Source organism: uncultured Bradyrhizobium sp. (assembly GCF_936943645.1).
GTDB lineage: Bacteria > Pseudomonadota > Alphaproteobacteria > Rhizobiales > Xanthobacteraceae > Bradyrhizobium.
In genome coordinates, this window is sequence record NZ_CAKZJO010000064.1 from 57,690 (window position 1) to 64,430 (window position 6,741).

Below are 6,741 nucleotides of genomic sequence, written 5' to 3' on the forward strand. Positions count from 1 at the left end.
TTCACCGCCCCTTGGTCGGGATCTTGTTATACGGCACGTCCTTGTCGACGCGGATGTCGCCGGGCAGGCCCAGCACGCGCTCGGCGATGATGTTGCGCAGGATCTCGTCGGTGCCGCCGGCAATGCGCATCCCGGGAGAGGACAGCAGCATCTGCTGGAACTGGCCCTGCACCGTCTCCTCGTCATTGCCGGTGAGCAGGCCGGCCGCGCCTTGCAGATCCATGGCGTAGGTCGCGATGTCCTGGAGCATCGTGCCCGACACCAGCTTGCCGATCGAGTTCTCCGGGCCCGGCCGCTCGCCCTTCGACAGCGCCGAGATGGTGCGGTAGCTGGTAAATTTCAGCCCATTCGACTTCACGGCCCAGCTCGCCAGCTTCGAGCGCACGGCGGGGTCGTCGATCGCAAGCCCATCCTCCAGCATCAGATTCGAGCAGAACTCGAACATCTCAGGCACGCCGGTCGCGAGCCGCGCCCCGATCGACATACGCTCGTTCATCAGCGTTGTCAGCGACACGCTCCAGCCCTCGCCGACGGCGCCGAGCCGCTGGCCGTCGGGAATCACGACATCGGTGAAATAGACCTCGTTGAACTCCTGCATGCCGTTGGCCTGCTTGATCGGCCGCACTTCCACGCCTTTGCTCTTCATGTCCAGGAAGAACATGGTGAGCCCCTTGTGCTTGGGCACGTTCGGGTCGGTTCGGGTGATCAGGAGCCCGTAGTCGGAGTAGTGCGCGCCGGAAGTCCAGATCTTCTGGCCGTTGATGATCCAGTTGTCGCCCTGCTTTTCCGCGCGGGTGCGCAGTCCGGCGACGTCGGAGCCGCCGGCCGGCTCGGAGAACAGCTGGCACCAAATCTCTTCGCCGGAGGCGAGCTTCGGCAAATAGCGGCGCTTGTGCTCCTCGCTGCCGAACGCCATCACGGTCGGGCCGCACATGCCCTCGCCGATCTGGAACGGCTGCGTCAGCTTGCCGTAGACGCCCTCCTCCTGCTGCCAGATCACCTTCTCGATCGGTGTCGCGCCGCGGCCGCCATATTCCCTAGGCCAGTGCAGGCAGGCCCAGTTGCCCTCCGCCTTCTTCTTCTGCCAGGCCTTGCCGACCTCGACCATGTCATGCTTGGCGAGCCGGATGCGCCCGAGCGAGGATTTTGATAGCTCCTCCTCAAACTCCTTCGGCGCGTTGGCGTCGATCCATTTGCGCGCGGTCTCGCGGAATGCGGCTTCCTGCGGGGTGTCGTCGAAATTCATGGCGGACCTCTACCCTCTTCCCTTCGTCGGGATCTTGTTGAACGGCACGTCCTTGTCGACACGGATGTCGCCGGGCAGGCCCAGCACCCGCTCGGCGATGATGTTGCGCATGATCTCGTCGGTGCCGCCTTCGACGCGGGTGCCCGGCGCGCGCAGCAGCATGGCCTGGAAACGGCCGGCCAGCTCGCCGTCCTCGCCGCTGACGGCCCCGTTCGCGCCCTGCAGGTCCAGCGCGTAGGTCGCGACGTCCTGGATCATCGAGCCCGCCACCAGCTTGCCGATGGAATTCTCCGGGCCCGGCCGCTCGCCCTTCGACAGCGCCGAGATCGCGCGCATGCTGGTGTATTTCAGCCCGCTCGCCTTCACCGCCCAGTTGGCCAGCTTCGAGCGCACCGCGCGATCCTCGATAGCGGGGCCGTCGTCGAGCATCAGGCTGGAGCAGTATTCGAACAGTTCGGGAAAGCCGGTCGAGACCGCCGCGCCGATCGCGCTGCGCTCGTTCATCAGCGTGGTCAGCGAGACGTTCCAGCCGTCACCGACCTCGCCGAGGCGCTGATGGTCGGGAATCCTGACATTGGTGAAATAGACCTCGTTGAAGTCAGAGGCGCCGCTCGCCTGCTTGATCGGCCGCACTTCGACGCCCGGGCTCTTCATGTCCAGGAAGAACATGGTGAGGCCCTTGTGCTTGGGCACGGTTGGATCGGTGCGGGTGAGCAGGATGCCGTAGTCGGAATAATGCGCGCCAGAGGTCCAGATCTTCTGGCCGTTGATGACCCAGTCGTCGCCGTCCTTTTCCGCGCGGGTGCGCAGGCCAGCGACGTCGGAGCCGCCGGCGGGCTCCGAGAACAGCTGGCACCAGACCTTCTCGCCGGAGGCGAGCGGCGGCAGGTAGGTGCGCTTATGCTCCTCGCGCGCGAACGCCATCATGGTCGGCCCGCACATGCCGTGGCCGATGATGAACATGCGCGAGAGCTGGCCGAACGGACCTTCTTCCTGCGACCAGATCACGCGCTCGATCGGCGACGAGCCGCGCCCGCCATATTCTTTGGGCCAGTGCAGGCAGGCCCAGCCGGCATCGGCTTTCTTCTTCTGCCAGGCTTTTGCCACCGCGAGAATATCGGCGTTCTTGAGCGCGGTACGGCCGAGCGAGGATTTGCGCAGCTCGTCCTCGTATTGTTTCGGCGCATTGGCGCCGATCCAGGCGCGGGCGGTGGCGCGGAACTCGGCTTCCTGCGGAGTGTCGTCGAAGTTCATGGTCTCATCTCTCGGTTCGTTCCCCGGACGCTGCGCAGCACCATCAGTGCGTTTACGCACGTCTTCGACGTGCTATGGTGATGCGCTGCAGATCCGGGGTCCATTGAGGCCCCTGGGTCCCGGCTCTGCGACGCTTCGCGCCGCGTCCGGGACACGATCATCATCACGCCGCGTTCTTCTTGCGCATGCGGTCGATCAGCTGGTCCTCCCAGTAGGACAGGCTGCCGAGCCCAAGCGCCATCGCGTTGGCGCGGCGGTAGTACATGTGGCAGTCGAACTCCCAAGTGAAGCCCATGCCGCCGTGAACCTGGATATTATTCTTGGCGCAGTGCTGGAACGCCTGCGTCGCGCTGATGCGCGCGGCGGCGGCGGCTTCCGGCAGCTCGGCCGCATTGGTCGAGAGCGCCCAGGCGCCGTAATAGCTGTTGGAGCGCGCCAGCGTCGCAGAGACGTACATGTCGGCGAGCATGTGCTTGACCGCCTGGAACGAGCCGATCTGGCGGCCGAAGGCGATGCGGTCGAGCGCGTAGTCGCGGCCCATCTCGAGCGCCCGGTCGGAACCGCCGACCTGCTCGAACGCGCACAACACTGCGGCGCGATCGAGCACCTGGGTCAAGATGCTCCAGCCTTCACCGGCGGCTCCGAGCGGGTCGGCCTTGCAGTCCTTGAACGAAATCTCGGCCTGCCCGCGGGTCGGATCGAGATTGGTGAGGCTCTTGACCTCGACGCCGCCAGCCTTGAGATCGACCAGGAACAGCGAGATGTCGGCCTCGCGACCGCTCGATCCCGTGCGCGCGGCAACCACCGCGAAATCGGCGATCGCGCCATCAGCCACCGGCTTCTTGACGCCGTTGAGCGCGCCGTTCGCAGCGGTCAACTTGACGTTCTTCGGCGCCGGATTGCCCTTGCCCTCGAACAGCGCAAGCGTGCCGATCGCTTCACCGGAAGCAATCGCCGGCAGCCACTTCTTCTTCTGCGCCTCGCTGCCGGCGATCAGCAGCGCCTCTGCGGCAAGATAGACGGTCGAGGAGAACGGCACCGGCGCGTTGGCCCGGCCCATCTCTTCGGCGATCACGCAGAGCTCGAGATGGCCGGCGCCGGCACCGCCGAACTCCTCGGGGATCGCAACGCCGAGGAAGCCCATCTCGGCAAGGCCCTTCCAGAGCTCCTTGGCGTAAGGCGCCTTGCCGTCGAGCACGATTCGCACCGCCTTGGGCGAGCATTTCTCAGCGAGGAACTTGCGCGCCTGATCGCGGAGCTGCTTCTGGTCGTCGGAGAAGTCGAAGTTCATGGCGGGCTACCTCTTATTCATCGTTATTGAAACCGTCATTCCGGGATGGCCCGAAGGGCCAGGCCCGGAATCCATAACCCCGACTGGTGGTTGTGGATTCCGGGCTCGCGACTTCGTCGCGCCCCGGAATGACGAGATTGAGAGACCGGTGTTTCATCGCAACACGATCACATCCTGATCCGGCTTGTCGGCATAGAGCCGCTCCACCAGCGCAGCACGGCGCTCCAGGCCTGCGCGCTGGTTGATGTAGCCCTTGTCGGTGAGCTCGTTGCCGTCGATCGAGGGCGGCTCGACCATCAGCATCGCGCGCGCGATGATGCGGCTGCTGGCGCCTTCACATTCTTTGTTGTGCGCCTCCAGCCCGCGCTTGAAGCAGGCAATCACTTCGGGATGTTTTACTGCGTCCTCGAAGCTGAGATCGGCATTGCCGACGAGCTGCCGGCAGGCATGCAGATTGGGCCAGGCCAACAGGCCAATGAAGGCGCGATCCTGACCCGCGACCAGCGCGTCATGCACCACCGGCGTTGCGGCCGCGATCGCGTCGGTGCGGAGCGAGCCCACATGAACGAAGGTGCCGGTGGTGAGCTTGAAATCCTCGACAACGCGACCCGCAAAGATGATGCCCTTCACCGGATCGGCATCGTCGACAAAAATGCCGGCGTCACCGATGCAGTAGAACCCCTCCTCGTCGAACATCTTCTTGGTGAGGTCAGGCTGGCCGAAATACCCGGGCGTGACGTTGACGCCGCGCAGGCGCAGCTCGTATTTCGAGCCGCACGGCACCATCTTCAATTCGACGCCGGGGAACGGCAGGCCGATCAGGCCGACGCGCTCGGTGTCCCAATAGGTGCCGGTCGAGGTCGGCGCGGTCTCGGTCGAGCCCCAGCCGGTGTAGAACACGATGCGCTCGCCGGTGGTCTTCACCGCCAGGGCCTGCATGCGGTCGTAGAGATCGTCAGGCAGGCGCGCCCCGCCATAGGCCATGATCGAGAGATTCTTGAAGAAGGAGCGGCAGAGCGCGTCGTCCTTCTCCATGGCGGCGGCGAGCGCGGCATAGCCGGCCGGCACGTTCGCGTAATAGGTCGGCGAGATCTCGCGCAGGTTTCGCAGCGTCTCCTCGAACTGGCCCGGCATCGGCCGGCCGTCGTCGATGTAGAGCGTGCCGCCGTCGACCAGGATCGGATGGAACGCCGCATTTCCCCCCATGGTGTGATTCCACGGCATCCAGTCCAGCATGGTCGCAACAGGACCGTCGGGCGAGCGCGGCCGAACCTGCATCATCATCGCGGCATTCGCGCACATCATCGCCTGCGTGTTGATGACGGCCTTGGGCATGCCGGTCGAGCCCGAGGTGAACAGCAGCTTGCCGACCGTGTCGGGGGCGATCTTCGCAATCGACTCCTCGACAGCCTTCGTGACCGGCGTTGCCGAAAGATCGGCAAAGCTGACGCTCCTGATGCCGTCGCAAGGCCGCGCGACGTGAACCACGGTGACGCCTGAGAGATCCAGCGCCTTCAGCGCCTTCTCGAAGGTCGGACCATCCTGCACCATCACGACAGCAGGCTTGATCAGGTCGAACAGGTATTTCAGCTTGACGTGGTCGTGGCTCATCAGCGAGTAGGCCGGCGACACCGGCGCCGCGGGCGAACGCGCCTGCATCGCGGCCTGCGTCATCAGCGCATGCTCGATCGAATTGCCCGAGAGGATCGCCACGGGGCGACCGTCAAGTCCGAGATTGAGCAGGCCTTGCGTCAGCGCATCGACGGTGCGCTTGGCTTCGGCATAGGAGACCTTGCGCCACTCGCGGTTCGGACCGCCGCGTTGCGCCAGCCAGATGCGCTCGGGTGCGTCCTTCGCCCATTTGGCCAGCGACGCGGGAATGTGCGTCTCGTAAGGCTGCAGCGGAATCCGCGACTTCAGCACCACCGTGCCGTCGTTGCGGCGCTCGACGTCGATGTCGCGCGCGAGCCACTCGACCTTGCGAAAGGCGGGCTTCGTCATCACGGCCGCCGCGCTTCCACTCATTTTGCGTCTCCCGGAATTATCGTCCTTTGCGGATCGTTCTCGTTCAGCGCTTGATATAGACAGGCTTTCGCTTCTCAAGGAAGGCCCTGATGCCTTCCGAAAATTCCTCGGAGCGGCTGCACAGGACCTGGTTGCGGTCCTCCATCGCGATTGCAGCTTCGAGCGATCCCGCATCGACGCTCATGTTGAGGCATTCCTTCGACAGACGCAGCCCCACCGGCGAAGCCGTCATCATCGCCTCGACATAGGGCTCGGCCGCGTCATCGAGCTTGTCCTCGTCGACGACCTCCGAGACGAGACCGACTGCCAGCGCACGCTCGGCACCGATGAACCGCCCGGTGAGGATCAATTCGGAGGCGACGGAGACGCCGACGAGGCGCGGCAGGAAGTAACTGGTTCCGATGTCGCAGCCACCGAGACCGAGCTTGATGAAGGCGCAATTCATCCGCGCCGATCTCGTGGCGATGCGGATGTCGGACGCAAGCGCCAGCGCAAAGCCGCCGCCGGCGGCCGCGCCCTGCACCAGCGCCAGGATCGGCTGCGGGCAGCGCCGCATCAGCATGACGATGTCGGCAATGCGCCGCTGCGAGTCCAGCGACTCCGTGACTCCGGGCGGCTCCTGCTGCCCGGCGCGGCGTGCCATCGCCGCCTTGAGGTCGAGGCCCGCACAGAAATTCCTGCCGGCGCCCTTGAGCACGACGACGCGCGTGTCGCGGTTGCGCTGCAGGCCCTGGAAATAAACGTTGAGCGCATCGATCAGCGCGGGATCGAGCGCGTTGAGGCTGTCGGGACGATTGAGCGTCACCCGGTCGACGCCGTCGTCGTGCTCGATCAGCAGCGGTTGGGACATGGGGGCCTCGTACTTTGGTGCCACACGAAGACCGTCTCCCACCCTCCCCTGGAGGGGGAGAGTCGTCTTACATTG

Annotated in this window: 5 protein-coding genes; all 5 read right to left on the reverse strand. The window is 65.1% G+C overall.

Features of this window, described 5'->3' with window-relative positions; genetic code table 11:
- Position 1 precedes the first annotated feature (1 nt).
- The 5 genes from Q0743_RS18700 to Q0743_RS18720 all read right to left on the reverse strand — a co-directional run bounded on the left by Q0743_RS18700 (position 2) and on the right by Q0743_RS18720 (position 6,666).
- Positions 2 to 1,246: an acyl-CoA dehydrogenase gene (locus Q0743_RS18700; RefSeq protein WP_298242980.1), complete on the reverse strand. Its 1,245-nt coding sequence runs from the start codon at positions 1,244 to 1,246 to the stop codon at positions 2 to 4.
- A 9-nt stretch (positions 1,247 to 1,255) separates the two neighbouring features.
- The gene (locus tag Q0743_RS18705) at positions 1,256 to 2,500 is read right to left on the reverse strand and encodes an acyl-CoA dehydrogenase (protein WP_298242981.1); all 1,245 of its coding nucleotides are present in this window, start codon (positions 2,498 to 2,500) and stop codon (positions 1,256 to 1,258) included.
- Positions 2,501 to 2,663: 163 nt separating this feature from the next.
- Positions 2,664 to 3,791: an acyl-CoA dehydrogenase family protein gene (locus Q0743_RS18710; RefSeq protein ID WP_298242982.1), complete on the reverse strand. Its 1,128-nt coding sequence runs from the start codon at positions 3,789 to 3,791 to the stop codon at positions 2,664 to 2,666.
- Positions 3,792 to 3,944: 153 nt separating this feature from the next.
- Positions 3,945 to 5,816, reverse strand: coding sequence for an AMP-binding protein (locus tag Q0743_RS18715; protein ID WP_298242983.1), 1,872 nt, complete (start codon positions 5,814 to 5,816; stop codon positions 3,945 to 3,947).
- A gap of 43 nt (positions 5,817 to 5,859) precedes the next feature.
- Positions 5,860 to 6,666 (reverse strand): enoyl-CoA hydratase-related protein, encoded by an 807-nt coding sequence (locus Q0743_RS18720; RefSeq protein ID WP_298242984.1) that lies wholly within the window; start codon positions 6,664 to 6,666, stop codon positions 5,860 to 5,862.
- Between the last annotated feature and the right edge of the window lie 75 nt (positions 6,667 to 6,741).

What these genes read in the sequence shown, in the direction of transcription:
- Q0743_RS18710 (WP_298242982.1), bottom strand. Translation starts at nt 3,791, where the DNA reads ATGAACTTCGACTTCTCCGACGACCAGAAGCAGCTCCGCGATCAGGCG.
- Q0743_RS18715 (WP_298242983.1), bottom strand. Translation starts at nt 5,816, where the DNA reads ATGAGTGGAAGCGCGGCGGCCGTGATGACGAAGCCCGCCTTTCGCAAG.
- Q0743_RS18720 (WP_298242984.1), bottom strand. Translation starts at nt 6,666, where the DNA reads ATGTCCCAACCGCTGCTGATCGAGCACGACGACGGCGTCGACCGGGTG.
- Q0743_RS18700 (WP_298242980.1), bottom strand. Translation starts at nt 1,246, where the DNA reads ATGAATTTCGACGACACCCCGCAGGAAGCCGCATTCCGCGAGACCGCG.
- Q0743_RS18705 (WP_298242981.1), bottom strand. Translation starts at nt 2,500, where the DNA reads ATGAACTTCGACGACACTCCGCAGGAAGCCGAGTTCCGCGCCACCGCC.